This is a genomic window from Pseudomonas triticicola, assembly GCF_019145375.1.
In the GTDB taxonomy this organism is placed as follows: Bacteria; Pseudomonadota; Gammaproteobacteria; order Pseudomonadales; family Pseudomonadaceae; genus Aquipseudomonas; species Aquipseudomonas triticicola.
On sequence record NZ_JAHSTX010000001.1, the window covers coordinates 4,796,836 to 4,822,849 of the forward strand.

At 59.6% G+C, this 26,014-nt stretch carries 27 protein-coding genes and 1 pseudogene; 13 read left to right on the forward strand and 15 right to left on the reverse strand.

The genetic code is table 11. From position 1 onward, the window contains the following. Positions 1-30: 30 nt before the first annotated feature. Positions 31-810 (reverse strand): catabolite repression control protein Crc, encoded by a 780-nt coding sequence (gene crc, locus KVG85_RS21110; protein ID WP_217864866.1) that lies wholly within the window; start codon positions 808-810, stop codon positions 31-33. Between the two features lie 82 nt (positions 811-892). On the opposite strand from crc, the gene pyrE reads away from it, so the two are divergent. Continuing rightward, on the forward strand, positions 893-1,537 hold the full coding sequence (gene pyrE / locus KVG85_RS21115) for an orotate phosphoribosyltransferase (RefSeq protein WP_008062842.1): 645 nt from the start codon (positions 893-895) through the stop codon (positions 1,535-1,537). Positions 1,538-1,625: 88 nt separating this feature from the next. On the opposite strand, the gene KVG85_RS21120 is transcribed toward pyrE, so the two are convergent. From KVG85_RS21120 to coaBC, 6 genes and pseudogenes are all read right to left on the reverse strand, one after another. Further along, positions 1,626-2,018, reverse strand: coding sequence for a hypothetical protein (locus KVG85_RS21120; RefSeq protein ID WP_217864867.1), 393 nt, complete (start codon positions 2,016-2,018; stop codon positions 1,626-1,628). Next, on the reverse strand, positions 2,005-2,577 hold the full coding sequence (locus KVG85_RS21125; RefSeq protein ID WP_123441840.1) for a hypothetical protein: 573 nt from the start codon (positions 2,575-2,577) through the stop codon (positions 2,005-2,007). Before KVG85_RS21125 ends, KVG85_RS21120 begins: the two co-directional genes overlap by 14 nt. A gap of 436 nt (positions 2,578-3,013) precedes the next feature. Beyond that, positions 3,014-3,919 carry an acetylglutamate kinase gene (argB, locus tag KVG85_RS21130; protein ID WP_016772548.1) on the reverse strand — a complete coding sequence of 302 codons (906 nt, stop codon included), beginning with the start codon at positions 3,917-3,919 and terminating at the stop codon, positions 3,014-3,016. Between the two features lie 17 nt (positions 3,920-3,936). Beyond that, positions 3,937-5,340: pseudogene (locus KVG85_RS21135) on the reverse strand (phosphomannomutase/phosphoglucomutase); the annotation flags it as partial. A gap of 239 nt (positions 5,341-5,579) precedes the next feature. Next, complete coding sequence (gene dut / locus KVG85_RS21140) at positions 5,580-6,035, reverse strand: dUTP diphosphatase (protein ID WP_041476635.1); 456 nt, start codon at positions 6,033-6,035, stop codon at positions 5,580-5,582. 5 nt (positions 6,036-6,040) lie between these two features. Further along, positions 6,041-7,249 carry a bifunctional phosphopantothenoylcysteine decarboxylase/phosphopantothenate--cysteine ligase CoaBC gene (coaBC, locus tag KVG85_RS21145; protein ID WP_016772551.1) on the reverse strand — a complete coding sequence of 403 codons (1,209 nt, stop codon included), beginning with the start codon at positions 7,247-7,249 and terminating at the stop codon, positions 6,041-6,043. A gap of 133 nt (positions 7,250-7,382) precedes the next feature. Here coaBC and radC point away from each other — a divergent pair, with 133 nt between their 5' ends. After that, complete coding sequence (radC, locus tag KVG85_RS21150; protein WP_042608121.1) at positions 7,383-8,057, forward strand: RadC family protein; 675 nt, start codon at positions 7,383-7,385, stop codon at positions 8,055-8,057. A 147-nt stretch (positions 8,058-8,204) separates the two neighbouring features. On the opposite strand, the gene KVG85_RS21155 is transcribed toward radC, so the two are convergent. Further along, positions 8,205-9,791: an ABC transporter substrate-binding protein gene (locus KVG85_RS21155; RefSeq protein WP_217864868.1), complete on the reverse strand. Its 1,587-nt coding sequence runs from the start codon at positions 9,789-9,791 to the stop codon at positions 8,205-8,207. 446 nt (positions 9,792-10,237) lie between these two features. Here KVG85_RS21155 and rpmB point away from each other — a divergent pair, with 446 nt between their 5' ends. Together rpmB and rpmG are read left to right on the forward strand one after the other, a co-directional pair. Then, complete coding sequence (gene rpmB, locus KVG85_RS21160; RefSeq protein ID WP_007920377.1) at positions 10,238-10,471, forward strand: 50S ribosomal protein L28; 234 nt, start codon at positions 10,238-10,240, stop codon at positions 10,469-10,471. A gap of 11 nt (positions 10,472-10,482) precedes the next feature. Next, positions 10,483-10,638, forward strand: coding sequence for a 50S ribosomal protein L33 (gene rpmG / locus KVG85_RS21165; protein ID WP_016772554.1), 156 nt, complete (start codon positions 10,483-10,485; stop codon positions 10,636-10,638). Between the two features lie 161 nt (positions 10,639-10,799). Here rpmG and KVG85_RS21170 read toward each other — a convergent pair whose 3' ends face one another. Continuing rightward, positions 10,800-11,162, reverse strand: coding sequence for a cupin domain-containing protein (locus tag KVG85_RS21170; RefSeq protein WP_016772555.1), 363 nt, complete (start codon positions 11,160-11,162; stop codon positions 10,800-10,802). A 236-nt stretch (positions 11,163-11,398) separates the two neighbouring features. Here KVG85_RS21170 and KVG85_RS21175 point away from each other — a divergent pair, with 236 nt between their 5' ends. Both KVG85_RS21175 and KVG85_RS21180 read left to right on the forward strand, forming a co-directional pair. Beyond that, positions 11,399-12,892 carry an aldehyde dehydrogenase gene (locus KVG85_RS21175; RefSeq protein ID WP_217864869.1) on the forward strand — a complete coding sequence of 498 codons (1,494 nt, stop codon included), beginning with the start codon at positions 11,399-11,401 and terminating at the stop codon, positions 12,890-12,892. 260 nt (positions 12,893-13,152) lie between these two features. Continuing rightward, positions 13,153-14,298, forward strand: coding sequence for an MFS transporter (locus tag KVG85_RS21180; RefSeq protein ID WP_217864870.1), 1,146 nt, complete (start codon positions 13,153-13,155; stop codon positions 14,296-14,298). A gap of 104 nt (positions 14,299-14,402) precedes the next feature. Here the strand turns inward: KVG85_RS21180 and KVG85_RS21185 are convergent, their stop codons facing one another. After that, complete coding sequence (locus tag KVG85_RS21185; RefSeq protein WP_217864871.1) at positions 14,403-15,971, reverse strand: phospholipase D family protein; 1,569 nt, start codon at positions 15,969-15,971, stop codon at positions 14,403-14,405. Between the two features lie 61 nt (positions 15,972-16,032). Then, on the reverse strand, positions 16,033-17,454 hold the full coding sequence (locus KVG85_RS21190) for an aminotransferase-like domain-containing protein (RefSeq protein WP_041476641.1): 1,422 nt from the start codon (positions 17,452-17,454) through the stop codon (positions 16,033-16,035). 175 nt (positions 17,455-17,629) lie between these two features. Here KVG85_RS21190 and KVG85_RS21195 point away from each other — a divergent pair, with 175 nt between their 5' ends. Continuing rightward, positions 17,630-17,872 carry a DUF1127 domain-containing protein gene (locus KVG85_RS21195; protein ID WP_186569467.1) on the forward strand — a complete coding sequence of 81 codons (243 nt, stop codon included), beginning with the start codon at positions 17,630-17,632 and terminating at the stop codon, positions 17,870-17,872. Positions 17,873-17,919: 47 nt separating this feature from the next. On the opposite strand, the gene KVG85_RS21200 is transcribed toward KVG85_RS21195, so the two are convergent. Further along, entirely contained in the window at positions 17,920-19,230 is a 1,311-nt protein-coding gene (locus tag KVG85_RS21200; protein ID WP_217864872.1) for an NAD(P)/FAD-dependent oxidoreductase, read from the reverse strand. Between the two features lie 146 nt (positions 19,231-19,376). Between KVG85_RS21200 and KVG85_RS21205 the strand changes: the two genes are divergently transcribed. After that, the gene (locus KVG85_RS21205; protein ID WP_039757789.1) at positions 19,377-19,730 is read left to right on the forward strand and encodes a YkgJ family cysteine cluster protein; all 354 of its coding nucleotides are present in this window, start codon (positions 19,377-19,379) and stop codon (positions 19,728-19,730) included. A gap of 113 nt (positions 19,731-19,843) precedes the next feature. Here KVG85_RS21205 and KVG85_RS21210 read toward each other — a convergent pair whose 3' ends face one another. Further along, on the reverse strand, positions 19,844-20,332 hold the full coding sequence (locus KVG85_RS21210) for an Lrp/AsnC ligand binding domain-containing protein (protein WP_010465173.1): 489 nt from the start codon (positions 20,330-20,332) through the stop codon (positions 19,844-19,846). A gap of 153 nt (positions 20,333-20,485) precedes the next feature. On the opposite strand from KVG85_RS21210, the gene dadA reads away from it, so the two are divergent. The 5 genes from dadA (at position 20,486) to KVG85_RS21235 (ending at position 24,514) form a co-directional block, all read left to right on the forward strand. Continuing rightward, on the forward strand, positions 20,486-21,790 hold the full coding sequence (dadA, locus tag KVG85_RS21215; protein ID WP_217864873.1) for a D-amino acid dehydrogenase: 1,305 nt from the start codon (positions 20,486-20,488) through the stop codon (positions 21,788-21,790). After that, positions 21,762-22,115 carry a RidA family protein gene (locus KVG85_RS21220; protein ID WP_217864874.1) on the forward strand — a complete coding sequence of 118 codons (354 nt, stop codon included), beginning with the start codon at positions 21,762-21,764 and terminating at the stop codon, positions 22,113-22,115. The genes dadA and KVG85_RS21220 overlap by 29 nt, the downstream gene beginning before the upstream one ends. A gap of 93 nt (positions 22,116-22,208) precedes the next feature. Next, positions 22,209-23,282, forward strand: coding sequence for an alanine racemase (gene alr, locus KVG85_RS21225; RefSeq protein ID WP_051600813.1), 1,074 nt, complete (start codon positions 22,209-22,211; stop codon positions 23,280-23,282). Positions 23,283-23,370: 88 nt separating this feature from the next. Next, complete coding sequence (locus KVG85_RS21230; protein ID WP_016772566.1) at positions 23,371-23,919, forward strand: cupin domain-containing protein; 549 nt, start codon at positions 23,371-23,373, stop codon at positions 23,917-23,919. Between the two features lie 181 nt (positions 23,920-24,100). Beyond that, the gene (locus tag KVG85_RS21235; RefSeq protein WP_073470925.1) at positions 24,101-24,514 is read left to right on the forward strand and encodes a c-type cytochrome; all 414 of its coding nucleotides are present in this window, start codon (positions 24,101-24,103) and stop codon (positions 24,512-24,514) included. A 55-nt stretch (positions 24,515-24,569) separates the two neighbouring features. Here the strand turns inward: KVG85_RS21235 and KVG85_RS21240 are convergent, their stop codons facing one another. Together KVG85_RS21240 and KVG85_RS21245 are read right to left on the reverse strand one after the other, a co-directional pair. Next, positions 24,570-25,289: an AAA family ATPase gene (locus tag KVG85_RS21240; RefSeq protein ID WP_016772568.1), complete on the reverse strand. Its 720-nt coding sequence runs from the start codon at positions 25,287-25,289 to the stop codon at positions 24,570-24,572. Then, entirely contained in the window at positions 25,282-25,944 is a 663-nt protein-coding gene (locus KVG85_RS21245; RefSeq protein WP_217864875.1) for an ABC transporter ATP-binding protein, read from the reverse strand. Before KVG85_RS21245 ends, KVG85_RS21240 begins: the two co-directional genes overlap by 8 nt. Positions 25,945-26,014 lie beyond the last annotated feature (70 nt).

A 26,014-nucleotide genomic window follows, 5' to 3' on the forward strand; every position in this document is an offset into this window, starting at 1 on the left:
ATGCGGGCATTTTTTTGGCTGCGAGGACGCTTAGGTGGTCAGCGTCCAGTCGTAGTCGACGATCAGCGGCGCGTGCTGCGAGAACCGTGGCTGACGCGGCAGGCGTGCACTGCGCACCGAGCGACGCAGGCCCGGGGTCAGGATCTGATAATCGAAACGCCAGCCCAGATTGAGCATCTCGGCCTGTTCGTTGTCCGGCCACCAGCTGTACTGGTCGCCTTCGCGGCTGACTTCGCGCAGCGCATCGACATAGCCCATGTTGCCGACAATCTCGTCCATCCAGGCGCGTTCCGGCGCCAGGAAGCCTGGAGATTGCTGGCTGTCGCGCCAGTTCTTGATGTCGAGCTTCTGCTGCGCGACGTACAGCGAGCCACAATAAATGTACTCGCGACGTTTGCGTCGCTGTTTGTCCAGGTACTTGCCGAAATCGTCCATGAGCTTGAACTTCTGGTTCAAGTCCTCATCGCCGTTCATCCCCGAAGGAAACAGCAAGGTGGCAATACTGACTTTGTCGAAATCTGCTTGCAGGTAGCGCCCGTAGCGGTCGGCCGTCTCGAAACCGAGACCGCTGATGACAGCCTTCGGTTGCAACCGCGAATACAAAGCCACGCCGCCTTGGGCAGGGACTTCAGCATCGCAGGCATAAAGGAAGTAGCCATCCAGTTGGAAGGCTGGGTCATCCAGTTCAAAGGCGGAGGCACGGGTGTCCTGCAGGCAGATGACGTCGGCATTCTGGGCTTGCAGCCAACTGAGCAAACCGCGCTCGACTGCCGCCTGAATACCATTGACGTTCACACTGATGATCCGCATAAATGGCCCCAAAAATCGCGTGCGTGTATGATACACGGCGTCAAGCTAATTAGCTAAATCCGTGGTATTTGGGGTTTTTTTCATGCAAGCGTATCAGCGCGATTTCATTCGTTTTGCCATCGATCGCGGCGTTTTGCGCTTCGGTGAGTTCACCCTGAAGTCCGGGCGCACCAGTCCCTACTTCTTCAACGCCGGCCTGTTCAACTCGGGTTCGGCCCTGGCGCAGCTGGGGCGTTTCTACGCCGCTGCCATCGCCGAGAGCGGCATCTCCTTCGACGTTCTGTTTGGCCCGGCTTATAAAGGCATTCCGCTGGCGGCCACGACCGCCGTTGCGCTGGCCGAACATCACGGCCGTGACCTGCCATGGTGCTTCAACCGCAAGGAAGCCAAGGCCCACGGCGAGGGCGGCAGCCTGGTCGGCGCACCGCTGACTGGCGACGTGCTGATCATCGACGACGTGATCACCGCCGGCACCGCGATTCGTGAAGTGATGCAGATTATCGCTTCCCAGGACGGCGCCAAGGCCGCCGGTGTGCTGATCGCACTGAACCGCCAGGAGCGTGGCAACGGCGAATTGTCGGCCATCCAGGAAGTCGAGCGTGATTTCGGCATTCCGGTGATCAGCATTGTCTCGCTGAATCAGGTGCTGGAATTCCTCGCCGATGATCCGCAGCTCAAACAGCATTTGCCAGCCGTGGAAGCGTACCGCGCGCAATTTGGCGTGTGATCCATACCTGTAGGAGCTGCCGAAGGCTGCGATCTTTTGATCTTGTTTTTCAGGATCAAGATCAAAAGATCGCAGCCTTCGGCAGCTCCTACAGTGGTCTACGCAGTTTTTGCCATTTCCTGAGCAGTCTCAGCGCGAATCCGACATTGACCAGCGCAAACACCAATAGCGCAACAACCACCATCACGTACAACGTGCGATCCACATCGAAATCCCACAAATCCAGCGTGCTGCTGCGCATGATCCCGACTGCTGCCGGCAAGTTAACGTAAAACAGCGCCACGAAAGCGCACGTCAATGGCAATGCTCGCCAGTAGAAAGCTGCCATCACCTTGTCTCGACTGCGCTTGCGGCCCTGCGAACCTTTTTGAAATTCATCCTCAGCCAGCGCTGCATTGAGCGCCGGCCACGCCAGATTGAACATGAACGTGGTCAGGGTCAGCAGCAAGCCACTGACCGCGACGATGTCACTGAACGGCATTCAGACCCAACGTTGCACAGAGCAATGCGTGGGAATCTTCGCTGATCTCGAATTGCCCGGCGCTGCCCTTGCGTTTGGTGATGGGTTTGAAGGTCGGCTCGTTCTGGGTGATGAGCATGTTCAATTCATCGCGGATCACGTCCGAGCTGATCACCACCAGAAACACGTTTTGCGCATGTTCGGCGGACTCGATCACTGCGCGCATGCTGTGCTGCAGGATGTCGTCGAGCTGATTGCGAAAACGCGAAACGGTGTTTTTCAGCAGGGTTTTGCTTTGACTCTGGGTCAGTTGAAAGATCGTCGAGATCTGCGATTCGGTCGGCAGGGTTTGCCCGAAGTAACTCTGAATCAGATACAGCAGGCGATCCTGCTTGGCTTCGTCGGCCCGGCTGGGCATGCCGCCCTCGACCAGCATTTTCAGGTATTCGGTCAGGCTGGCTTTGGCGATGCGCTCCAGCGCATGGGCGATTTCAGCGTCGCCGATGCGCAAGGTCTTTTTTACCGGTTCCTTTTGTTCCTGCTCGAAAGCATCGGCGTCGATCGTGAACGAGATCTGCATGAGGCGCCGCTCCGGTTATTTGTCGCTGGCGGCTGGATAGGGATCCTGGGGTGCATCTCCTTGGCCGCTGAGCACTTTCCAGCCCTTGAGTGGGTGAGAGGCTTCGGTGAAGTCAGGGCAGGGCGGCATCGAAGTCTGCGAAGGGGCTGAATATTCTCGGCCGCAGTCCACGCAGGCGTAAGTGCCAGCCGAAATGTCACTGCCGTAAGGAACGCTGTTTTTTTGCATGGGAGGATCTCCGTTGGATGAGAGGAAGATCCTATGGAGATTTGTTCTGAAGGGATGTCGGACGTTTCGCTGTGTCGAGTCAGGCTTTTCCTGCGCGCATAAAAAGATCGCAGCCTTCGTCAGTTCCTACAAAAGCGGATTCTCGCGTGTGCGAAATCCCTGTAGGAGCTGCCGAAGGCTGCGATCTTTTGCTTTCAGCGATCAGCCATCAAGGACGCTTGCGATTACTGATCAGCGTGCCCACGCCGGTATCAGTGAAGATTTCCAGCAGAATCGCGTTCGGCACACGACCGTCGATGATCAACGAACTGCCAACCCCACCCTGAACCGCTTCCAGTGCGCAGCGGATCTTCGGCAGCATGCCGCCGTAGATCGTGCCGTCAGCGATCAGGTCGTCGACCTGCTGCGTGCTCAGGCCGGTCAGCACGGTGCCCGACTTGTCCATCAGGCCGGCAATGTTGGTCAGCAGCATCAGCTTTTCAGCTTTCAGCGCTTCGGCAACCTTGCCCGCCACCAGATCGGCGTTGATGTTGTACGACTCGCCGTTCTCACCGACGCCAATCGGTGCGATGACCGGGATGAAGTTGCCTTTGACCAGCAGGTTCAGCAGCTCGGTATTGATGCCTACGACTTCGCCGACATGGCCGATGTCGATGATTTCCGGCTGGGTCATCTCAGGGGTCTGGCGGGAAACGGTGAGCTTCTTCGCCCGGATCAGCCCGGCATCCTTACCGGTCAGGCCGATGGCGCTGCCGCCATGGCGGTTGATCAGGTTGACGATGCTCTTGTTGACCTGACCGCCAAGGACCATTTCCACCACGTCCATGGTCGCCGCATCGGTGACGCGCATGCCGTCGACGAAATGGCTTTCGATCGACAGACGCTTGAGCAGGTCACCGATCTGAGGGCCGCCACCGTGCACGACCACCGGGTTGATGCCCACGGCTTTCATCAGCACGATGTCGCGGGCGAAGCCGGTTTTCAGCTCCTCGCTTTCCATCGCGTTGCCGCCGTATTTGATCACCAGGGTCTTGCCGACATAGCGTCGGATGTAAGGCAGCGCTTCGGACAGGACCTTGGCAGTGTTGGCGGCGGCTTCGCGTTCGAGGGTCATTCAGGGCTCCGGGTGGATCAGAACGGTAGTTGGAGATCAGGTGCAACGCGTTTCAGTTGGGCGTGGAACACATCCTTGATGCGCTGCAATTCAGCCTCGTCATCGGCCTCGAAGCGCAGCACCAGCACCGGTGTGGTGTTGGACGCGCGCACCAGGCCCCAGCCTTTGGCGTAATCGACCCGCACGCCGTCGATGGTGGTCAGGTCGGCGCCTTCGCCCCACTGAGCATCGTGCAGTGCATCAATGATGCTGAATTTGCTCTCTTCGGTCACATGGATATTGATTTCCGGCGTGGAAATATCGTTCGGGAAGGTCGCAAACAGCTCTTCCGCAGTGGATTTTTCCTTGCTGAGAATCTCCAGCAGGCGTGCGGCGCTGTAGATGCCGTCGTCGAAACCGAACCAGCGCTCCTTGAAGAAGATGTGCCCGCTCATTTCGCCGGCCAACAGCGCGCCGGATTGTTTCATTTTCTTTTTGATCAACGAGTGACCGGTCTTCCACATTAGCGGCCGACCGCCGTATTCCTTGATCAACGGCACCAGGCGACGGGTGCATTTGACGTCAAAGATGATTTCCGCGTCCGGGTTGCGCGCCACTACGTCGCGAGCGAACAGCATCAGCAGACGATCCGGGTAGACGATACTGCCGGTGTTGGTCACCACGCCGACGCGGTCGCCGTCGCCGTCGAAGGCCAGGCCGATATCGGCGTTGGTTTCCTTGACCTTGGCGATCAGGTCGACAAGGTTTTCCGGTTTGCCCGGGTCCGGGTGATGGTTAGGGAAGTTGCCGTCGACTTCGCAGAACAGCGGGATGACTTCGCAGTTCAGCGCTTCGATCAGTTGCGGGGCGATCACGCCGGCCGCGCCGTTGCCGCAGTCGACCACGACTTTCAGGCGACGAGCGAGTTTGATGTCCTGGACGATTTCGGTGTTGTAGCGGTCGAGGATTTCGACCTGAGTGACGCTGCCCTGGCCAGTGCTCAGGTCGTTGTTCTTGATGCGCTCGTGGAGCACCTGAATCTGCTCGTTGGCGAGGGTGTCGCCGGCGATGACGATTTTGAAACCGTTGTAGTTCGACGGATTGTGGCTGCCGGTGAGCATCACCCCGGACTTGCCGGCCAGCACGTTGGCTGCGTAATACAGCGCTGGCGTGGGCACCAGGCCGACATCGCTGACGTGGCAACCGCTCTCGGCGATGCCGCGAATGAGCTCCGCCACCAGCTCCGGGCCGGACAGGCGGCCGTCACGACCGACCGACACATTCGGTTCGCCCTGGGCCAGGCTCTGCGAGCCGATGGCACGGCCGATCCAGTAGGCGGTTTCGCCGTTGAGGAATTCCGGCACGGTGCCACGAATGTCGTAGGCGCGGAAAATGCTGTCAGGCAGCTTCGGGGCGATCTTGGCGGGGGTGCTCATCTGTGGACATGCTCCATCTCGAAAAGGGCGGGACAGACCGGCGAAATGTTCGACGGCAGGCTCAAACTGAAGGGTATGACGGCGTTTTCCACAGAGAGTTCGTGCTATGAAAGGGCCATGACGCCCCGGCTGGCGTGGCTTTCGGCCGGCAAAACCTTGATTTACGGTGTTAAAACCTGCTGCCGATGTAGCGCATTTTTTGTGGTGAGGGGATAAACCCCCTCACCACAATAATTTTTATCCGGTTATTTGGTGCCGGTATGGCCAAAACCACCGGTACCGCGCTCGGTCTCGACAAACTCTTCAACCATTTCGAAATGCGCCTGCACCACCGGCACCAGCACCAATTGCGCCAGACGTTCGCCGACGGTCATGGTGAAGTCGCTCTGGCCGCGGTTCCAGCAGGAGACCATCAGGGGGCCCTGGTAATCGGAGTCGATCAGGCCGACCAGATTGCCCAGCACGATGCCATGTTTGTGGCCCATGCCCGAGCGCGGCAGGATCAGCGCGGCGAGATTCGGGTCGCCGATATAGACCGACAGGCCGGTGGGAATCAGCACGGTTTCACCCGGTTTGATCACGATGTCCTGTTCCAGCATGGCGCGCAGGTCGAGGCCGGCGGAGCCCGGAGTGGCGTATTGCGGCAGCGGGAATTCGCTACCGATGCGTGGATCGAGGATCTTGGCTTGCAAAGCGTGCATGTAAATTAAACCTGGTTCAGACGTTCGGCGATAAAAGTGACCAGTTGACGAGCGATCTTGCTCTTGCTGGTCTGGGCGAAAACCGTGGCGTGCAGCTCACGGTCGATGACGCTGCAGGCGTTTTCTTCGCTGTTGAAACCGATGCTCGGGTTGGCGACGTCGTTGGCGACGATCAGATCGAGATTCTTGTCCTTCAGCTTGCGTGCAGCGTAGTCGAGCAGGTGTTCGGTTTCGGCAGCGAAGCCGACACTGAACGGACGGTCGGGACGGGTCGCGATGGTGGCCAGGATGTCCGGGTTGCGCACCATTTGCAGGACGAAGCCGTCACCGCTCGTAGGATCTTTCTTGAGTTTATGCGGAGCTACTACTTCCGGGCGGTAGTCCGCCACCGCTGCCGACGAGATGAACACGTCGCAAGGCATGGCCGATTCGCAGGCGGCGAGCATGTCGCGGGCGCTGACCACATCGATCCGCGTCACGCGATCAGGTGTCGGCAGGTGCACCGGGCCGCTGATCAACGTCACACGGGCGCCGGCTTCCACGGCTGCTTCGGCGAGGGCAAAGCCCATTTTTCCCGAGCTGTGGTTGGTGATGTAGCGCACCGGGTCGATGTTTTCCTGAGTCGGGCCGGCGGTGATCACCACATGCTTGCCGGTCAATGCCTGGCGCTGGAAGCAATCAGCGGCGAGCAGCGCCAGGTCGGTGGCTTCCATCATGCGGCCCATGCCGACGTCGCCGCAGGCCTGGCTGCCCGAGGCCGGGCCGAAAGTCTTCAGGCCTCGGCTTTCCAGCAGTTGCAGGTTGGCCTGGGTCGCCGGGTCGCGCCACATCGCCTGGTTCATCGCTGGCGCGACAGCAACCACGGCGTCGGTGGCCAGCACCAGCGTGGTCAGCAGATCGTTGGCAATGCCTTGGGCCAGGCGGGCGATCAGGTCGGCGGTGGCCGGAGCGATCAGCACCAGATCGGCCCATTTCGCCAACTCGATATGGCCCATGGCGGCTTCGGCGGCAGGGTCGAGCAAGTCGAGGTGAACGGGATGGCCCGACAGGGCCTGCATGGTCAGCGGGGTGATGAATTCGGCGCCGCCATGGGTCATGACCACGCGCACTTCGGCACCCTGGTCGATCAGGCGGCGAACCAGATCAGCGCTCTTGTAGGCCGCAATGCCGCCGCCGACGCCCAGAACGATGCGTTTCCGATACAGCCGCTGCATAGGTCTGCCTTTCATTTCGTTGATGACTGCGGTGCGATGCCCCTCCCCAGGGTTGAATCGACCGCCAAAAAGATGGGCTACGATATCACAGCGACCGCTACGGAACAGCGGCGCCCACAGACAAGGAGGTGCTATGAGTATTCGCGATTGGCCGGCGGCGGAACGGCCGCGGGAAAGGCTGTTGGAGCATGGGGCGGGAAGTCTTTCGGACGCCGAGTTGTTGGCGATTTTTCTGCGCACCGGATTGCCCGGAAAAAGCGCTGTCGACCTTGCCAGACATCTGCTGACGCAATTCGGTGGCCTGCGTTTGCTGCTTGAGGCCGATCAGGACGCATTCAGCAAACAAATGGGCCTCGGCCCGGCCAAGTTCGCCCAGCTGCAAGCCGCGCAGGAAATGAGCAAGCGCCATCTGGCCGAGCGCTCACGACAGAAGCCGGCACTGGAGAACCCTCAGGTCGTCCGCGATTACCTCAAAGCGATGCTGCGGCATGAGCCGCACGAGGTGTTCGGCTGCCTGTTTCTCGATTCAAAGCACCAGGTGCTCAATTTCGAGGCGCTGTTTCGCGGCTCGATCGACAACACCAGCGTGCACCCCCGGGAAGTGGTGAAGCGCGCGCTGGCCAATAACGCTGCAGCGGTGATCCTCTGTCACAACCACCCGTCCGGCAACACCGATCCGAGTCAGGCGGACAGGCTGCTGACCAAACGGCTACAGAAGACCCTGGAGTTGATCGACGTGCGAGTGCTCGATCACTTTATCGTCGGAGACGGCGAACCATTGTCGATGGCGGAGTGTGGCTGGATGTAGTTCTCGGCGCCAATTCTGGACCCTGTGGGAGCGAGCCTGCTCGCGAAGGCGTTTTATCAGTCAGCATCATTGTTTGCTGACAGACCGCTTTCGCGAGCAGGCTCGCTCCCACAGATTGTTTACATCCACCGGTTTGTGTCAGACAGGTTATTTGAGGATGACCTTGGAATAATCCTGCCGGCCAAACGGGCTGACGGAATAACCCTGAACATCCTTGCGCGTCAAAGCGTAGGCCGTCGGGTGCGCCAGTGGCAGCCACAACGCCTGCTGCTGGATCTGCGCCTGTGCCTGTTCATACAGCTTGGTGCGCACGCCTTGCTCGCTGGTGGTCTTGCCGGCGCTGATCAGCTTGTCCAGATCGGCGTTGCAGTACCGCGCGAAGTTGGTCCCGGACTTCACCGCCGCGCAGGAAAACTGCGGAGTGAGGAAGTTGTCCGGGTCGCCGTTGTCGCCGGCCCAGCCCATGAACAGCAGATCATGCTCGCCGGCCTTGGCGCGACGAATCAGCTCGCCCCATTCGATCACACGAATTTCTGCCTGGATGCCGATCTCGGCCAGATCCGATTGCAGCATCTGCGCGCCGAGACTTGGGTTCGGGTTGAGCAGGCTGCCCGATGGCCGCGTCCAGATTGTGGTCTGGAAGCCATCCTTCAAGCCGGCCTTGGCCAGCAGCGCCTTGGCTTTGGCCACGTCGTGTGGATAGCCCGGCAGGTTCTTCGCGTAGCTCCAGGTGTTCGGCGGGTACGGGCCGTTGGCCGCTTCGGCGGTGTCTTCGAACACGGCTTTGATGTAGTTGGCCTTGTCGAAAGCGAGGTTGATCGCCTGGCGCACTTCCGGCTTGTCCAGCGGCGGATGCTGGCTGTTAATGCCCACGAAAGCGGTCATGAACGCGTCAGTCTTTTCGACTTTCAGCGTCGGCTCCTTCAGCGCAGCCTGTACGTCCAGTGGTTTTGGCGACAGGGCAATCTGGCATTCATTGCGCCGCAGCTTTTGCAGGCGCACGTTGGCGTCCGGCGTGATGGCGAAAATCAACGGGTCGACGGCAGGCTTGCCACGGAAATAGTCTGGATTGGCCTTGTAGCGAATCGCCGCGTCTTTCTGGAAGCGATTGAACACGAACGGGCCGGTGCCGATCGGCTGGCTGTTGAGTTTGTCGGTGGCGCCGGCCTTCATCAGTTTGTCGGCATATTCGGCGGAATAGATCGAGGCGAAACCCATGCTCAGCGTCGCGAGGAAGGTCGAATCCGGATGGTCGAGGGTAAAACGCACGGTCAGCGGGTCGAGGGCGTCGATCTTCTTGATCAGGCTCGGCAGTTGCATCGACTGCGCATGGGGGAAGCCGCTCTGGGCGACCTTGTGCCACGGGTTGGCCGGGTCGAGCATGCGGTCGAAGCTGAACTTGACGTCTTCAGCGCTCAGCTCGCGGCTCGGCTTGAAATAATCGGTTGTATGAAATTTCACCTGCGGGTGCAGCTTGAACACGTAGGTCAGGCCGTCGGTGCTGACTTCCCAGCTATCGGCGAGGCTCGGGATGACCTTGCCACTGGCGGTGTCGAAATCCACCAAGCGGTTCATCAGTACGTCAGCCGAAGCATTGGTGGTGGTCAGCGAGTTGTACTGCACCACGTCGAACCCTTCGGGGCTGGCCTCGGTACACACGCTCAACGCGGCGGCCTGGGCGAGGGGGCTCAGCAACAGCGGAGCGAGTAACAGGGGTAGGGCAGCGAGGCGCATGGTCGGTTTCCTTTACAGATCGAAGGCCCATCTGCAAGTGCAGTCTGGAAAAGTCCTACCCTAGAGCTCTGAATTGCAAATGACTATCCCCTTTTTGCATTTTCAGGCGCACTCTTGCGCGGTTTCGAGCGTGGGCAGCCAGATGAAAAGTCTGAATCGGCTGTAGGACGGGATTTCTGCGACGAGTGGTCAAAACTGGCCGCAGCCTTTGCCCAAGGCGTCTGCGGCGGAAAAAATCGCCCTTTTGCCGATTGATTGCACACCGATTGTTGTTGCACCCCGGTCTTTCTGGTATAAAGCAGCGCTCTTTTCTAGGGGCCCGGTTCCTTCACTGTAGGTGTAGCCGGTAAGACCTCTAAAGAAACGCGGCGCCTGGCGCCAAATGACTGAGAGATTAAGCGGCCAACCCATGCCGGGTTGGGCATGTGGTTTTAGAGGGCTGAGGCATGTCGAGAGTATGTCAAGTTACCGGTAAGGGTCCGGTGACTGGGAATAACATTTCCCACGCAAACAACAAAACCCGTCGTCGTTTCCTGCCGAACCTGCAGCATCACCGCTTCTGGGTTGAAGAAGAGAAACGTTTTGTGCGTCTGCGCGTATCTGCCAAAGGCATGCGTATCATCGACAAGCGTGGCATCACTGTCGTGCTCGCCGAACTTCGCCGCGATGGCAAGATTTAAGGGAGCTAATCATGCGTGAATTGATTCGTTTGATCTCGAGCGCCGGTACTGGTCACTTCTACACTACCGACAAGAACAAGCGTACTACCCCGGACAAAATCGAGATCAAGAAATATGATCCGGTTGTTCGCAAGCACGTGATGTACAAGGAAGGCAAAATCAAGTAATTGATTTTTCCTGACTGCGAAAAAGGCCCGTATCGTGAGATGCGGGCCTTTTTTGTTTGCCTTGCATTTGGTGTTGCCTGTCCTGCGCTCCCACAATGGAATGCGTTCGAATGTGGGAGCGAGCCTGCTCGCGAAGAGGCCGGTGAAATCAGCGCACAGACTCAAGCCTTCTGTTCAAAGATCACATAAACCTTGCGGCAAGCCTCAAGCACTTCCCAGGTTCCGCGAAACCCTGCCGGAATCACGAAGCGATCGCCAACGCGCAAGGTCTTGGCATTGCCATCGCTGTCACGCAATACCGAAACCCCCTGCAGAATCTCGCAGTACTCATGCTCGGTGTAATTTACCGTCCACTGACCCACCGCGCCTTCCCACACACCCACGCCCATTTGCCCACAAGGGCTGTCGTATTGATGAAACACCGCCTGCTCAGGATCGCCCTTGAGCACCTTCGCCGGGTCCGGGCGATAGCGCTCGGCTTCGCTGCTGGCGAGGCTGATGTCGACGACGTTCTGGATGTTCATTGTTGTTTTCTCCGCTAATGACGGCGCGTGGGCTGGAATGGGCCAAAGTCTATGTTTATTAAAATGAACACCGCAAGGCCGTATGGCCAGCTTATGTCAAATATATTGAAACAAACCCGGCCGCTGGTTTAGGGTGGCGGGTGCCTCGGGCCGAAAGTGCAGGCTGGCCGGGCAGAATTCTTGAACAGCGCCGCAGCGCTTGCGGTGCTCGTATTCAATAAGAGGAGGACACCCGAATGACCACCCTGACTCGTGCCGACTGGGAACAACGCGCCCGCGATTTGAAAGTCGAAGGTCGCGCCTTCCTGAATGGCGAATACACCGACGCCGTCTCCGGCGAAACCTTCGAATGCATCAGCCCGGTCGATGGCCGCCTGCTCGGCAAGATCGCCAGCTGTGATGCAGCTGATGCCGACCGTGCCGTGGAAAACGCCCGTGCCACTTTCAATTCCGGCGTCTGGTCGCGCCTGGCGCCGACCAAGCGCAAAGCCACCATGATCCGCTTCGCCAGCCTGCTGAAACAGCACGCCGAAGAACTGGCGCTGCTGGAAACCCTCGACATGGGCAAGCCGATTAGCGACTCGCTGTACATCGACGTACCGGGCGCGGCGCAGGCGTTGAGCTGGAGCGGCGAAGCGATCGACAAGATCTACGACGAAGTCGCCGCGACTCCACATGATCAACTGGGGCTGGTGACTCGCGAGCCGGTAGGCGTGGTCGGCGCTATCGTGCCGTGGAACTTCCCGCTGATGATGGCTTGCTGGAAACTCGGCCCGGCGCTGTCGACCGGTAACTCGGTGATCCTCAAGCCGTCGGAAAAGTCGCCGTTGACCGCCATCCGCATCGCTGCGCTGGCCATTGAAGCCGGGATTCCGAAAGGCGTGCTCAACGTGCTGCCGGGCTATGGCCACACCGTCGGCAAGGCGCTGGGTCTGCACAATGACGTCGACACGCTGGTGTTCACCGGTTCGACCAAGATTGCCAAGCAACTGATGGTCTATGCCGGCGAATCGAACATGAAGCGCGTCTGGCTGGAAGCCGGCGGCAAGAGCCCGAACATCGTCTTCGCCGATGCGCCGGATCTGCAGGCCGCCGCTGAATCCGCCGCCAGCGCCATCGCCTTCAACCAGGGCGAAGTGTGCACCGCCGGTTCGCGCCTGCTGGTCGAGCGTTCGATCAAGGAAAAATTCCTGCCGATGGTGATCGAGGCGCTGAAAGCCTGGAAGCCGGGCAATCCGCTGGACCCGGCGACCAACGTCGGCGCGCTGGTCGATACCCAGCAGATGAACACCGTGCTGTCGTACATCGAATCCGGCCATAGCGATGGCGCCAAATTGGTCGCCGGCGGCAAGCGCATCCTCCAGGAGACCGGTGGTACTTACGTCGAGCCAACCATTTTCGATGGTGTGAGCAATGCGATGAAGATTGCTCAGGAAGAGATTTTCGGTCCAGTGTTGTCGGTGATCGCTTTCGACAGCGCCGAAGAAGCCATCCAGATTGCCAACGACACGCCATACGGTCTGGCCGCAGCGGTGTGGACCCAGGACATTTCCAAGGCGCACCTGACCGCCAAGGCCTTGCGCGCCGGTAGCGTGTGGGTCAACCAGTACGATGGCGGCGACATGACCGCGCCGTTCGGTGGCTTCAAGCAGTCGGGCAACGGTCGCGACAAATCGCTGCATGCCTTCGACAAGTACACCGAGCTGAAGGCCACGTGGATCAAGCTGTGATTCATTAAGAGAGCCTGAGTTAATCAGGCTCTCGAACCTACAGAGATCCCCTGTGGGAGCGAGCCTCTGTGGTGAGGGGATTTATCCCCGTTCGGCTGCGAAGCAGTCGCTAAACCATTGCACGCGGTGTACCTGGTACATCGTGGATGCAGGTTTTGGGGCCGCTGCGCGACCCAACGGGGATAAATCCCCTCGCCACAGGGGCTCGCTCCCACAGTGATTTTGTGGTGCATATAAAAATATCCACAGGAGCGTGGAACATGCGGTGGGCGACGTATTTCGCCGTGTTGGCGTCTGTCTTGAGTGTCGGCCTGGCCCTGGGGGTCAGCATGCCGCTGGTGTCGTTGCGTCTGGAGGGCTGGGGCTACGGCTCGTTCGCAATCGGTGTGATGGCGGCGATGCCGGCAATAGGCGTGCTGCTTGGGGCGAAGATTTCCAGCCACCTCGCCGCGTATTTCGGCACGGCGAACCTGATGCGTCTGTGCCTGTGGGCCGGGGCATTGTCGATCGGCCTGCTGGCGCTGCTGCCGAGTTACCCGATCTGGTTGCTGCTGCGCCTGCTGATCGGGGTGATCCTGACCATCGTGTTCATCCTCGGCGAGAGCTGGATCAATCAACTGGTGGTCGAGCAGTGGCGCGGGCGTCTGGTCGCGCTGTATGGCAGCAGCTATGCGCTGAGCCAACTGTCTGGTCCGTTGCTGCTGGGGGCGCTCGGTACCGAGCATGATTACGGTTTCTGGGTCGGGGTCGGTCTACTGACGCTCTCGCCCCTTCTGCTGCTGGGGCGCAGCGGTGCTCCAAGCAGTGAGGCCAACAGCGTCACGTTTGGCGATCTATGGGGCTTCGCCCGTGAGTTGCCGACGATTGCCTGGGCGGTGTCGTTGTTCGCCGCGTTCGAGGCGATGATTCTGACGCTGCTGCCGGTGTACTGCCTGCAACAAGGGTTCACCGCCGAAATCGCGCTGGCCATGGTCAGCACCGTGGTGGTCGGCGATGCGCTGCTGCAATTACCGATCGGCGCGTTGGCCGATTACCTGTCGCGGCGCACGCTGTTCGCCGGATGCGCGGTGGTATTGATGCTGTCGAGTCTGGCCATTCCGATGTTGCTCGACACGCTGCTGATCTGGCCGCTGTGGGTGCTGTTCGGCGCCAGTGCCGGCGGCTTGTTCACCCTGTCGCTGATTCTGATTGGCGAGCGTTATCGAGACGATGCGCTGGTTCGCGCCAATGCGCATATCGCGCAGTTGTGGGGTGTCGGTTGTCTGGTCGGGCCGTTGGCGGCAGGGGCGGGCAGTCAGTGGATCAACGGACATGCGTTGCCGCTGTTGATGGCGGCTGGGGCGTTTGGCCTGGTGCTTTTGTTGTTGCGCCAAGGGGCCTTTGGCACAACGGCGGAAGCAGCCTGAGCGCATTCTTGTGGGAGCGAGCCTGCTCGCGAAAGCGGTGCACCAGTCAGCTCATTTGCTGGATGTGAAACCGTTTTCGCGATCAGGCTCGCTCCCACAAAGGATTACAACATCCGCTCCAGGCCAACGCTGGTGCTGAACCACGAGTTGAACCGCCGCCACCAGCTCCCCGGCTCCTTGGTCAGAGTGTGCATCTGGCCGTTGTCCTCGGTGACCCAGACGACCTTACCGTCCTCGAGTTTCGCCTGATAACTCAAGGTCGGCGCCATGCCTTGCAGTGCCAGTGCGCGGACGTGTTCGGCCAGTTCCGGGCTGTCGACGAGCACGCCGACTTCGGTGTTCCACAGCACCGAGCGCGGGTCGAAGTTGAACGAGCCGATAAACGATTTGCGCCGGTCGAAGATCATCGCCTTGCTGTGCAAACTCGAATCCGAACCGCGAAACGACTTGCTGTAGAACACCCGCGGCCCGCTGCCATAGTTATCCCCAGGCTGGCGGCGCAGTTCATAGAGTTTCACGCCGTGTTCGAGCAACGCCTTGCGATAGGGCGCATAACCACCATGCACCGCCGGCACGTCAGTGGCCTCCAGCGAATTGGTCAGCAGGCTCACGGAAACCCCTGCATCGGCGCGCCCGGTCAGGTAGACCAGCCCCGGCTGGCCGGGCACGAAGTAGGCGGAAATCATGATCAGCTCTTTGCTGACACCGGTCAGTTCCGGCGCCAGTTGTGTGGTCAGCAACAGATGCGGATCGGGTTCGCCCTTGGACAGGACCTTGCTCGGTGCATCCCATAGTGCCTGGTTCCAGGCCCAGATCAGCTCTCTGCGCCAGATGTCCATGCGCGGGTCAGTAGTGAATTTCATCAACTGTTGATACAGCGCGTGGTTCTGCTTGCGGGTTTCTTCCAGCGATTCTTCCAGGCGCGTGCGCGTGTTTTGCAGGTCGGCGGCGGTCGGTTGGCTGGAGAGGAATTCGTCGATCGGCTTGCTCAGCGCACTGTTCCAGTACTGGTCGAAACTGTGTCCGAGCTGCTCGGCCACCGGGCCGATGCTGAGCATGTCGATGTCGGTGAAATTCAGGTTGGCTTCGGCATCGAAATATTCATCGCCCAGATTGCGCCCGCCGACGATGGCCGCGCTGTTGTCCGCCAGCCACAGTTTGTTGTGCATGCGCCGGTGCTGCACGGACAGATTGAACAGTCGCCCGGCCGCACGCGTGACGCCGGTGCTGCGCCCGAGATGCAACGGATTGAACAAACGAATCTGGATCTGCGGATGTGCCGCCAGCGTCGCGATGATCTGGTCGAGGCCGTCGCTGGTGGTGTCGTCGAGCAGGATGCGCACGCGCACACCACGGTCGGCCGCCTTGAGCACTTCCTCCACCAACATCCGCGTGCTGATGCCGTCGTGGACGATGTAGTACTGCAAATCGAGGCTGACCTGCGCATGACGAATCAGCTCGGCGCGGGCGGTAAACGCCTCGCCGCTGTCGGAGAGCAGGCGAAACCCCGACTGCCCTTTGTAGGGCGCGGCCTGAGCCTGAATCGAACGGCCGAAGCTGGAGTCCGACGCCGGCAGGGCCTGGCTTGGTTCGCGCGGCACATCAAGGCTGGCGCAGCCGCTGAGGAACGAGGCGAGTATCAGTAAAGCGAGTAAGGGCTGTCTGAAGCTCACGTAGGGTCGTTCCGGTTGGCGGCTGAGGTCGGCATTTTGGACGCCGGGTGCGCAAAAAAGGTCAGTCGGTCTCAGCGAGTAATTTGATTGCCGCAGCGCCGACCTTGCGCACCGCTTCTTCGATCTGCGCTGTTGGTTTGGCAGCGTAGTTCATCCGCAGACAATTGCGGTACTTGCCCGAGGCGGAAAAGATGCTGCCAACGGCAATCTGTACGCCCTGATCGTGCAGCGCGCGATTCAGTTTCAGCGTGTCGAAGCCCTCCGGCAGCTCCACCCAGAGCATGAAGCTGCCCTGCGGTCGACTGGCGCGGGTGCCGGCGGGAAAGTAGCGCGTCACCCAGTCGATCATCGCGTCACGATTGCGTTGGTACTGCATGCGCATACGCCGCAAGTGCGGCTCGAAATGGCCGGCCTTGATGAATTCGGCGATGGCGATCTGCGGTTGCGGCGCGGTGGATCCGGTGCTGATGTATTTCATGTGCAGCACCCGCTCGAGATATCGGCCCGGCGCCACCCAGCCGATGCGCAGCCCCGGCGCCAGGGTCTTGGAAAACGAGCTGCACAGCAACACGCGGCCGTCTTCGTCGAAGGATTTGATCGTGCGCGGGCGCGGGTAGGTATAGGCCAGCTCGCCATACACATCGTCTTCGATGATCGCCACGTCGAAACGCTGGGCGAGCGTCAACAGCGCGCGTTTGCGCGATTCGGGCATGACGTAGCCGAGCGGGTTGTTGCAGTTCGGCGTTAGTTGAATGGCCTTGATCGGCCACTGTTCCAGCGCCAGTTCAAGGGCGTCGAGGCTGATGCCGGTGAGCGGATCGGTGGGGATTTCCAGGGCTTTCATGCCCAGGCCTTTGAGGGTCTGCATGGCGCCGTGGAAACTTGGCGAGTCCACCGCGACGATGTCGCCCGGCTCGCAGATCGCGTGGATGCTGGTGGACAGCGCTTCGTGGCAGCCAGTGGTGATCACCAGATCGCTGGCGCTCAACTGGCAGCCGGAATCGAGCATCAGCCGTGCGATCTGTTCGCGCAGTTCGAGGTTGCCATGGATGTTGTCGTAATACAGACCGGGCATATCCTGCCGCCGGCTGATTCGCGCCAGTCCGCGCAGCAGCGGCTTCATGGTCGGCGAGCCAACATCGGGCATGCCACGGCCCAATTGCACGACGTCCTTGCGCGGTACCGCGCGGATCAATTCCAGCACCTGATCCCATTGCGAAATCTCGACTGGCCGCTGCGCCGGGCGGCCGACCGCGGGCAATTCCGGCAGCTCTCGACCGACCGGCACAAAATAGCCGGACTTGGGTTTCGGCGTGGCGAGGCCGCTGTCTTCAAGCACGCGATACGCCTGCTGCACCGTGCTCAAACTGACTCCGTGCTCGACACTCAAGGCGCGCACCGACGGCAAGCGATCGCCAGGACGATAGAAGCCCTGTTCGATGCGGGTGCCGAGCAATTCGGCGAGGTTTACATACAGAGTCATGGAAGCCTCGGTGCGTCTTGGTGGAAACCAGTACAGATGTGGCAAAAATCAGTCATTCAGTCGACGAATCGGCAAATCTGTATGGAGTTAATACAGGCTCTTTGAGTCTGTAATGGTTTTGCTCGCCCGCGCATCATGGAATCTCTGGCTACCCAAGTAAACAGGAGCAACGAAAATGAACGGCTTGAGCGATGTGCGGCTGACGTTACACAGTCAGGAACTGGCGGCAGGGCAGAAGGACAGCGCGCGCAATCTGCTGCGTAACGCACCGTCCGGCCTCAGTCGCTGGGGTCTGTTCTGGCATCGTCTGCACACGCGCAAGGCTTTGCTCGGACTGACAGCGGAGCAACTCAGGGATGTCGGGCTGACGCGAGAGCAGGCAAGGGAGGAGGGGTTGAAGCCGTTTTGGCGGATATGAATACCACAGAGCGTTCCCACGCTCTGCGTGGGAACGATCCTGATTCGTCAGACCAATTCTTTCAGCCGATGCCACAACATCCCCAACGCCAACAACGGCGAGCGCAAATGCTTGCCGCCCGGGAAGGTGATGTGCGGCACCTTGGCGAACAGATCAAAGCCGCCGCTGTGCTGCCCGCTGATTGCTTCGGCAAGCAGCTTGCCGGCCAGGTGCGTGGCATTCACCCCATGCCCTGAATAGGCCTGGGCGTAATACACGTTCGGCTGCTCGGCGAGCCGGCTAATCTGCGGCAGGCGGTTGGCACCGATGCCGATCATTCCGCCCCACTGATAATCGATTTTCACCCCGGCCAGTTGCGGGAACACTTCAAGCATCTTCGGCTGCATATAGGCGCCGATGTCTTTCGGATCGCGTCCCGAGTAATGACACGCGCCGCCGAACAGCAAACGTCGATCCGCCGAGAGCCGGTAGTAATCCAGCGCTACCCGCTGGTCGCAGACCGCCATGTTCTGCGGCAGCAGGTTGTGCGCCTGCTCTTCGCTCAGCGGTTCGGTGGCGATGATGTAGCTGCCGGCGGGCAGGACCTTGCCGCTCAGTTGCGGGTTGAGGTCATTGAGATAGGCATTACAGCCCAGCACCAGCGTCTTCGCCCGCACCGAGCCTTGCGCGGTGTGCACCTTCACTTCGGGGCCGTAATCGATGCGCGTCACTGCCGAACGCTCGAACAACCGCACGCCCAGTTGCTGCGCCGCTGCCGCTTCGCCCAGCGCCAGATTCAGCGGATGCAGATGCCCGGAGCCCATGTCGATCAAGCCGCCGACATAGCGCTTGGAGCCGACCACCGTGTGCATTTCACTGGCTTGTAACAGGCGGGTTTCGTAGCGGTAACCGAGGCTGCGCAGTTCTTCGGCGTCTTCGGCAAAACCATCGAGATCAGCAGGTTTGTTGGCGAGGTCGCAGTAGCCCCAGGTCAGGTCGCAGGCAATGCCGAAACGCTCGACGCGCCGGCGGACAATCTCCACCGCTTCCAGGCCCATGAGTTTCATCTCGCGCACGCCCTCGGCACCGATGACATTGGCGAACTGATCAAGGCCGTGACCGACACCGCGAATCAACTGCCCGCCGTTGCGACCGCTGGCGCCCCAACCGATCCGGTGCGCTTCCAGCAACACCACGCTGAAACCGCGTTCGGCGAGTTCCAGCGCCGTGTTCAGCCCGGAAAAGCCACCGCCGACCACGCAGACATCCGCCACCACCTCGCCTTGCAGCACGGGATGGTCAGGCTGCGGCAGGCTGCTGGCGGCGTAATAGGAGGCAACGTGGGGTTGGCTCGCGGTGATCGGGGCGCGGGCGGTCATGGGCATCATCCAACGGCTGAGTGTCGAGAAAATTTGACGGAGCATAAGCCGCACGCCCGAACGTGGGCAACATCGGTCGGCCTGCGGTGTCTGGACCCGGGCTTTTGCGGCACAATCATCAGCCCGCCACTTTGGTCACCGTTTCGATGAGCTGCAACAGCCAGAAAATCCGCACCCTGCGTCAGCAGATTCCCACGTTCGACTGCGTGCCGGGCTGCCACGACTGCTGCGGGCCGGTGACCACTTCGCCCGAGGAAATGGCCCGGCTGCCGCGCAAGACCCGCGCCGAGCAGGATGCCGCGCTGGAAGAACTCAACTGTGTGCATCTGGGGCCGAATGGCTGCACGGTGTATGAAGAGCGACCGCTGATCTGTCGGCTGTTTGGTACGACCAAGACCCTGCCATGTCCGAACGAGCGGCGGCCGGTGGAGCTGATTCATCCGCGGGTAGAGAAGCAGATTTTCCAGTACATGGCGGCGAATCGGCAGGTGTTGGTTTAGCCGTTGCGTTCAGTTCAGACCGAGTCGACTTCTTCGCGAGCAGGCTCGCTCCCACAGGAGATTGCATTTCAAATGTGGGAGCGAGCCTGCTCGCGAAGGGGACGCCGCCGATTTCAGTCCGGAATCGGCAGGCACAGGCTCTCTTTCACCTCTTCCATGACGATATAGCTTTTCGATTCACGCACATGCGGCAGCTTCAACAGAATGTCGCCGAGCAGTTTGCGATACGAGGCCATCTCGGAAATCCGCGCCTTCACCAGATAGTCGAAATCCCCTGACACCAAATGGCACTCCAGCACATGCGGCAGCTTCAGCACCGCGCGTCTGAATTCTTCGAATGTGTCGCCGGATTTGTAGTCGAGACTGATCTCGACGAACACCAGCAGGCTACCCTTCAAGTGCTGCGGATTGAGCCGGGCGTTGTAGCCCATGATGATCCCCTCGCGCTCCAGACGCCGCACGCGCTCGGTGCACGGCGTGGTCGAGAGGCCGACCTTTTCCCCGAGTTCGGTGAAGGAAATCCGCCCGTCCGCCTGGAGGATGCGCAGGATATTGCGGTCGATCTTGTCCAGCTCACGTTTGGTCTGAGTGTTGGTACGCATAGGGGATGCGCCTCCGTGAAAAGGGTTTTTGCCGAGAATTGTCGCCAAATATAGGCGCTTATATAGTGAAAAGCACTGGCATTTCTTTTTTACACTGCGCCCATCATTGCTCTAACAAACAGTTCGGCGAAAAGCCGCGATGAGGGATTGAAAATGCGCGTCATGGTCTTGGGTAGCGGCGTCATCGGTACCGCCAGTGCTTACTATCTGGCCCGTGCCGGGTTTGAAGTGGTGGTGGTCGACCGGCAGCCTGCTGCAGCCATGGAGACCAGTTTCGCCAACGCCGGCCAGGTCTCGCCGGGTTACGCCTCGCCGTGGGCCGCGCCGGGCGTGCCGCTCAAGGCCATCAAGTGGCTGCTGCAACGCCACGCGCCGCTGGCGATCAAAGCCACTGCCGACATCGACCAATACCTGTGGATGGCGCAGATGCTGCGCAACTGCACCGCCAGCCGTTACGCGGTGAACAAGGAGCGCATGGTGCGTCTGTCCGAGTACAGCCGCGACTGCCTCGATGAATTGCGCACTGAAACCGGTATCGCTTACGAAGGCCGCAGCCTCGGCACCACGCAGTTGTTCCGCACTCAGGCGCAACTGGATAACGCCGCCAAAGACATCGCCGTGCTGAAAGAATCCGGTGTGCCGTTTGAAGTCCTCGACCGCGCCGGCATCGCCCGCGTCGAACCGGCGCTGGCAGGCGTGACTGACATTCTCGCTGGCGCGCTGCGTCTGCCCAATGACCAGACCGGCGACTGCCAGATGTTCACCACCCGTCTCGCCGAAATGGCGCGCAAGCTCGGCGTGGAATTCCGTTTCGGCCAGGACATCCAAAAACTCGACTACGCCGGGGATCGCATCAACGGTGTGTGGATCGACGGCAAGCTGGAAACCGCTGATCGCTACGTGCTGGCGCTCGGCAGCTACTCGCCGCAACTGCTCAAGCCGTTGGGCATCAAGGCCCCGGTGTATCCGCTCAAGGGCTACTCGCTGACCGTGCCGATCACCAACCCGGACATGGCGCCGACCTCGACCATTCTCGACGAGACCTACAAGGTCGCGATCACCCGCTTCGACAACCGCATCCGCGTCGGCGGCATGGCCGAGATCGCCGGTTTTGACCTGTCGCTTAACCCGCGTCGGCGCGAAACCCTGGAGATGATCGTCAACGACCTTTATCCTCAGGGCGGCAATCTGGCCGAGGCGAGTTTCTGGACCGGCCTGCGTCCGACCACGCCTGACGGCACGCCGATCGTTGGCGCCACGCCGTTCAAGAATCTGTTCCTCAACACCGGTCACGGTACGCTCGGCTGGACCATGGCCTGCGGTTCCGGCCGTTTGCTCGCCGACCTTATGGCGAAGAAAAAGCCGCAGATCAGCGCCGAAGGCCTCGATATTTCCCGTTACGGCAACCAGACCCAGGAGTCCGCAAAACATGTCAATCCAGCGCCAGCTCACCAATGAGCGCATGAGTCAGATCGTCAGCCACAACGGCATCGTGTATCTGGCCGGGCAGGTCGGCGACGACTTCGACGCCGGAATTGAACAGCAGACCCGCGACGTGCTCGCCAATATCGAACGTCTGCTCGATCTGGCCGGGACGGACAAACAGCATCTGTTGTCGGCAACGATCTATTTGAACGACATCGAAGCGCACTTCGCCGGGATGAACGCGGTGTGGGACCAGTGGCTGCCAAAAGGCGCCGCGCCGGCCCGCGCCACCGTCGAAGCGAAGATGGCCAAGCCGAGCATTCTGGTGGAGATCTCCATCGTCGCCGCGCTGCCATAACGTTCCCAAGATCCCTCTCCCGGTGCTGTTGGCGGTTCACGTCGTCAGTCAGCGCCGGTTTTTCTTCCCATGACCGCCCAGAAGTCTGCCGCCATGCGTCCTGCCCGTGCTCTGATCGACCTTCAAGCCCTGCGCCACAACTACCGAATTGCCCGCGAAGTCACCGGCGCCAAGGCGCTCGCGGTGATCAAGGCGGACGCCTATGGCCATGGCGCGGTACGTTGCGCCCAGGCGCTGGAAGCCGAGGCTGACGGGTTTGCGGTGGCCTGCATTGAAGAAGCATTGGAGCTGCGTTCCGCCGGGATTCGCGCGCCGGTATTGCTGCTGGAAGGCTTCTTCGAAGCTGATGAGCTGGCGTTGATCGTCGAGCATGATTTCTGGTGCGTGGTGCATTCGCTGTGGCAGCTCGAAGCGATCGAGCAGGCAGTCCTGAGCAAACCGATCACGGTATGGCTCAAGCTCGATTCCGGCATGCACCGCGTCGGCCTGCATCCGAAAGATTATCCAGCGGCCTATCAGCGTCTGCTGGCCAGCGGCAAAGTGGCAAAAATCGTGTTGATGAGCCATTTCGCCCGCGCTGATGAACTGCACGCGCAGAGCAGCGCCGAGCAGGTCGCGGTGTTCGAAGCGGCGCGTCAGGGGCTGGCGGCGGAAGTCAGCTTGCGCAACTCGCCAGCGGTGCTCGGATGGCCAGAAATCCAAAGCGATTGGGTACGCCCGGGCATCATGCTCTACGGCGCAACGCCGTTCGAAGAAGCCAACGCCGTCGCTGAACGCCTGCAACCGGTGATGACTCTGGAATCGAAAGTCATCAGTGTGCGTGAATTGCCGGCCGGCGAACCGATCGGCTATGGCGCCAGATTCATCACCGACAAGCCGATGCGCATCGGCGTGGTCGCTATGGGTTACGCCGACGGTTACCCGCGCCAGGCACCGACCGGCACACCCGTGCTGGTGGCGGGCAAACCCAGCCGCCTGCTGGGGCGCGTGTCGATGGACATGCTCTGCATCGATCTGACCGACGTAGCGGAAGCGGGGCTTGGTTCAACTGTCGAGCTGTGGGGTAAAAACATCCTCGCCAGCGACGTGGCAAAGTGGGCCGATACCATCCCGTATCAGATCTTCTGCAACCTGAAACGGGTGCCAAGGCTCTATTCCGAGGGTTGACGCCGCTGCGGGGGCCAGCTGTTGTAAATACTGAACGCTGTCGCCATGATAACGCTCAATATTCTTACAACATCAGGAGGCTCCCGCCTTGGACGTCGGTGAACGACTGCAATCGATCCGCAAGCTCAAAGGGCTTTCCCAGCGTGAACTCGCCAAACGCGCGGGCGTCACCAACAGCACCATTTCGATGATCGAAAAGAACAGCGTCAGCCCTTCGATCAGTTCGCTGAGAAAGGTGCTCGGCGGCATTCCCATGTCGATGGTCGAGTTCTTTTCCGAAGAGATCCTGCAGGACCAACCGACCCAGATCGTCTACAAGGCCAATGAGCTGATCGACATCTCCGACGGCGCCGTGACCATGAAACTGGTCGGCCGCGCCCACCCGAGCCGCGCCATCGCCTTCCTCAACGAAATCTACCCGCCGGGCGCCGACACCGGCGAAGAAATGCTCACCCACGAGGGCGAGGAAACCGGAATTCTGGTGGAAGGCCGCCTCGAACTGGTGGTAGGGCTGGAAACTTTTATCCTCGAAGCCGGCGACAGCTACTATTTTGAAAGTACCAAGCCGCATCGTTTCCGTAACCCGTTCGACGTGCCGGCGCGACTAATCAGCGCAGCCACGCCGGCGAATTTTTAAGCAGAAGGCGCCAGGCCGATATGGCAAAGGCCCCCGAACCGATTTACCGATGGGCAACAAGACCCCTCTAACCATGGGGTTGTTTCAGTACAGCGGCCTACCCGCTATACTTGCGCCCGCCTGCGAACCGTGGCCGCAGGCGTGAATAGCCACCATTGAGGGTGAACGCGTGAACCTAATTATGAAAATGCTGGCTGCACCAGCAACCGTACTGGCCCTCTGGGCTGTCAGCGCTCAAGCTGCGACAAATGACGACATCGCCAAACGCCTCGAGCCCGTCGGCCAGGTGTGTGTTCAAGGGCAGGAATGCAAGGGTATGGAAGTGGCCGCGACGGCTGGCGGCGGTGGCGGGGCGAGAACCCCGGACGAGGTGATTGCCAAGCACTGCAACGCTTGTCACGGTACCGGCCTGTTGGGCGCGCCGAAAATCAAGGACACTGCAGCCTGGAAGGAGCGCGCTGACCATCAGGGTGGTCTGGACGGCATCCTCGCCAAAGCTATCACCGGCATCAACGCCATGCCGCCAAAAGGCACCTGCGCCGATTGCACCGATGAAGAGCTCAAGGGTGCGATCAAAGAGATGTCCGGTCTGTAATCAGCGGCGTCTTTGAAAAAAACCGTCTTCGGACGGTTTTTTTGTGCCTGCAATCTCACTGCATGTTTTTCGTGATGTAGGCGCCGGCAGAATTGAGCACCGCTTTGTACACGGCGTAAGCATCGGTATCTTCAGGCGCTATTTGCTCGCAGCGCCCTCCCGATATCTGCCTGAGATCACATCCCGGGATCGACATGATGAGGGGAGAGTGAGTAGCGATGATGAACTGCGCGCCGCCGCGCGACAGCTCCATTATCCGGTTGATAAAAACCAATTGCCTCAACGGGGATAACGATGCTTCCGGCTCGTCGAGCACATACAGACCTTGGGCTTTGAATCGATGTTGAAACAACGCCTCCATGGCTTCACCGTGCGACAGGCAATGCATATCCACGCCGCCGTAGTAGCTCTTTATTTCGGGATCAAAGCTCGCCTCTGCATCAAGCTTGCGAATTGCAGTATTCAAGTTGTAGAAGGTTTCTGCCCTGTAGAAAAAAACGTCCTTCTCCCTTCGGTAGCCTTTTGAGAGCGTCAGGCTTTCGTACAGTTTTGAATGAGTTTTCTCAGTCGAGAAATTGAAATTTTTCCCACCGCCCTCTGGATTGCAGCCTGCCTTGATGGCAATAGCTTCAAGTAATGTGGATTTCCCAGCACCATTTTCGCCAATAAAAACCGTTATCGAGTTGCGCAGTTCAAGGGGGAAGAGGTTTTGCAGCCGGTCACCCACCGTCACGTCTGGCTTCAGGCGTATTTGCTGGATAAACAGATCATTCATATCGATGCCCTCTGAAGATTCTATCGACGGATACCTTCACGCCAATCATCGTGATGCCGAGTCTTATCGAACCCGTGCTGGCCATGGTAAAAATTCCGATATAACCGAGACAGGCAATAAGACGCTCGCCAAATAATTCCGGCGTGGCAGCGGCGCTGAAGAAAATAACCGATACCGTCCCCGCCGATATAGCCATTTCCGGCCAGAAGGATTGTATGGCGCTTGCTTTCAGATACTTGTAGCGTGCTCTTACCGTGTCCTTCAAATATCCATAGCTTCTAATGAGTTGCATTTTACTTTGCTTGCCATCGCTGGAAGCGTTGAAAGCGCTGATAAGCGACTCCTTGTAAAAATCCTCCTTCGACATTTCCGCTGCATATAGCCGCTGAATTACAGGCTTGGCAAATCTCAACTGCACGCACGTCAACACAATAATTAAAGCGATGGGCAGGAAGAAATAGATGTTTTCCCGGAGCAGAATATAGGCTGCGGAAACCGTCAAAATGCAAGAGCCCATGAGATGGATTGTGTCATGAATGACGGAAGCAATTTTTTCCGCGTCTTCTTTTATCAATTTCACCCGAGAACATAATGGAGAGGGGCGTTTATCATGCACAATGAAGTTGATAAGTAGAAAGCGGGATCTTGCTTCCATGAGCGTTGCCAAGGAATTGCCCAGAGCTTGGCTTGATAGCTTGGTTAGAAAAACAGCGATAAGAGTGAAA